Source organism: Neisseria sp. P0022.S010 (assembly GCF_051956635.1).
This window is the reverse complement of record NZ_JBQCXF010000313.1, coordinates 1-3,451: the sequence shown is the minus strand read 5'-3', so window position 1 is coordinate 3,451 and position 3,451 is coordinate 1. Positions and strand designations below refer to the sequence as shown.

At 51.4% G+C, this 3,451-nt stretch carries 3 protein-coding genes; all 3 read right to left on the bottom strand.

Annotated elements, in window-relative coordinates; translation table 11 throughout:
• A partial coding sequence (gene tsaD, locus ACTHUT_RS15910) for a tRNA (adenosine(37)-N6)-threonylcarbamoyltransferase complex transferase subunit TsaD (RefSeq protein WP_440419036.1) occupies positions 1–712 on the bottom strand: 712 nt, incomplete at its 3' end.
• A gap of 99 nt (positions 713–811) precedes the next feature.
• The gene (gene ccsB, locus ACTHUT_RS15905) at positions 812–1,999 is read right to left on the bottom strand and encodes a c-type cytochrome biogenesis protein CcsB (protein ID WP_250599530.1); all 1,188 of its coding nucleotides are present in this window, start codon (positions 1,997–1,999) and stop codon (positions 812–814) included.
• Positions 1,992–3,451: cytochrome c biogenesis protein ResB (locus tag ACTHUT_RS15900; RefSeq protein ID WP_440419034.1), on the bottom strand; the 1,460-nt coding region annotated here is incomplete at its 5' end. The genes ACTHUT_RS15900 and ccsB, both read right to left, overlap by 8 nt.

The window sequence follows — 3,451 nt, the reverse complement described above, 5'->3', positions numbered from 1 at the left end:
TTTGTTCCGGAATTTCATCGCTGCCGGTTTCGGCACGGACTTTTTCGACAGCGGTTAAAACGGCGGTTTTCAAACCGGAAAAGCTCATCTGCAAATCGTGCGAATAGAGCATGGGGCGTGGGAACGTGAAAGTATCAGGTGTGCCGAGTTTGGCCAGCTCGGACAATTTGGCACCGCCGGGATAAGGCAAACCCAAAAGCTTGGCCGTTTTATCAAACGCCTCGCCTGCCGCATCGTCTACGCTCTCACCCAACAAAGTGTAATCGCCGATACCGCGTACAGCCATAAATTGCGTATGTCCACCCGACACCAGCAAAGCGACAAATGGAAATTCAGGCTTGTCGTCTGCCAACAAAGGCGAGAGCAAATGGCCTTCAAGATGGTGGACGGGGATAACGGGCTTGCCGATGGCAAATGCCAGAGCGTTGGCGAAGCCTGAACCGGCCAGCAATGCACCGCCCAAACCCGGGCCTTGCGTAAAGGCAACCGCGTCAATGTCGGCATAGCCTACGCCTGCTTCTTTCAAGCAACCTTGCGTCAACGGTACGACACGGCGGATATGGTCGCGGCTGGCCAATTCGGGGACAACGCCGCCGTATTCGGCGTGCATCGCCATTTGTGTGTGCAAATGATGCGCCAACAGGCCGCGCTCGGTATCGTAGAGCGCAACACCGGTTTCGTCGCAAGATGATTCAATTCCTAATACCAACATGGTTTGAGGCCGTCTGAAAAAATGATTAAAAACGATTCAGACGGCGTTTTCTCCGAAAACGGAAAAAGGCCGTCTGAAATAAAGTGCGGGATAGGCTGCTTACAAAGTGCCGTAAGAATGCAGGCCGCTCAAGAACATATTTACGCCGATAAAGGCAAAGGCGGTAATGATTAAGCCGATGACCGCCCACCAAGCCAACACCCTGCCGCGCCAGCCTGCCACCAGCCGCAAATGCAACCAGACAGCGTAATTCAGCCAAACGATAAACGCCCAAGTTTCTTTCGGGTCCCAGCTCCAATAGCGGCCCCACGCATCGGCTGCCCACAATGCGCCGAGGATGGTGGCGATGGTGAAAAACAGGAAACCGACGGCAATCGCTTTGTACATGACTTCTTCAATGACTTGAGATTGCGGCAGCCATGCTTTTTTGCCTGTATCTTCTTTTCTGAGTGCCAACAGTTCGGCAATACCCAGCATGGCGGCAATACAAAATGCGCCGTAGCCGATAAAGTTGGCCGGAACGTGGATTTTCATCCACCAAGACTGCAAAGCCGGAATCAGCGGCTGAATGGTATGCGCCTCGCGTGAAACGCTGTACCACAAGACAAATCCGACCACAATCGCCATAAAGCTGAAGACGAAGCCGCCCAGTTTTTGTACGGCAAAACGACCTTCGTAATAGAGGTACATCAGCGCCGTAATGACCAAGAACAAGATAAATACTTCATAAAGGTTGGAAACCGGAATATGGCCGGCATCGGGACGCAGCAGATAGCTTTCATGCCAGCGCACCAGCAAACCGACAAAGCCCGCCATCGCGGAAACCCATGCAAACACGGTACCCATGCCCAAAAGCGTATTGGTCTGCACATTTTTACGCACCGCCGCTATTGCGCCGACGATATAGGCAAACAAGGCGAAGAACACAAACGCGCATTGCCACATAATCGCCGACTGGCTGCTTAACAGGTATTTGAGCAGGAAGACGTCTGCGCGTTTGATGTTGCCGCCATACAAATCAACAGCAAAATACGCCAAGCACACGCCCAAAGGGATAAACCAACGCATCGGTTTGAAAAACCAACCCAGAAAAACGGCAATACCGGCACTTACCCACAAAATTACCATTTCGTAGATGTCCATGTGCAGACCGGCCTGGGTTTGGGCAATAAACGCGCCGACTGCAATCAGCAGCGCGAACGCCCAGTCGAAAAGGTTGAGGTTTCGGATAAATGATTTGTGTGTCAGAAGCTCATGCTCGGGCAAGGCCTGATGTTTGTTATTCATGGTTCAAATCCTTGGCAAGCTGCTGCAATTGCCGTGTGTGTTGCGGAAATTCTTTCTGCAAGTCGCGTTCGTTGCGGCTGGAAGACATGGCAAAACGGATACGGCCGTCTGAAAACAGCAGCCAAGCACGTTTTTCACGAATATAGAACATAAACACCGTACCCAACACCAGCAATACCGAACCCAAATACACCAAGAATGCGCCCGGCGAACGGGTCATCTGCAGGCCGGAAGAGCGTACTTCGGTAAAACTTTCCAGTTGCAGCAGCATCGGCGCGGGATATTCGGTCAAACCGGTGTAAGCATCCATTGCATGCAGCAGGAAGCGGTTGCGTTTTTCATCTTGCGGCCAAGCCGGCAGATTGTATGTGCTGATCGTATCTTCCAAAGCGGCATTCATCACGCCATAGAGCATCTCATAGAAATAGCCCTGCATTTTTTCCTGCTGCTCTTTCGGAATATTGGTGGTGACAAATTCGTCCAAAGCCAAATAGCCGCCTTTGGCAAAAATAGACAAAGTGTTTTCCGCCGCCGCCATGAATTGCTCACGGATTTCGGCAGGCGCACCTTTAACGGCGTTGGCAACGGTTTTACGGCGTGCCGCATCGTCTTTCAGATATTGGCGCAAAGCCATAAAGGTGTCGATTTGGCCGTTTTTATCCATCGGAATGCGCAACCAGCGGTATTGCTGCGCCAAGCCGCTGCGTGTGCCGGTAATGAAGAAATAGTCTTCATCTTGTTTTACCGGCAACATATAGTTTTTATATTCGACCGCCTGCCCTGCTTTGTCGCGGATACGGTAAACGATAGACGGGCCGATATTGGTGTATTTTTTGCCTTCTTGACGGACGGAGCGAACATCGTTGAGAGCGGATTTCAGGTTTTGCTCTTTTTCAGACGGCTCGCTCATGTCTTCGACGTTCATCGAAGTAAACTGGTCGAATTCCAGTTTATAAGAAGCTTTGCCCAAATCCAGCGGAAACTCGCGCATGGAAGTTGCTTTGAGTTTGACCGGCGTACGGTCGGCATCAGCCAGATTCCACGCTTTAAACGTCAAGTCAGAACCACCGTCGGCAAAACTTGCCTGATAAACCGTAATACCGTGCAACGTCAAAGGATGGTTGACACGGATGGTGTGTTCGCTGACTTTGCCGGTTGCCTTGTCCGTTACTTCCAAGTCGCTGGCAAAATCGCGCGGCATACCGGTATCGTAAAAGTCGATATGGAATTTCTTTAATTTGACCGAAAACGGCAGGTCTTGCACCAGCATGCCGTTATCCGCATTCAGAAACACCACGTCCGCGCTCTGCCCTTCCGCGATATTGACATTGCCCCTAAACGACAGGTTGGACTCTCCCAACACGCTTTCTGGCTTAAAGTCTTTGGCATAAACCGCCGTATTGTCCGGCACGACTTGGCCGGTGAGCATACCGATTTTCAGCAGAATATTGC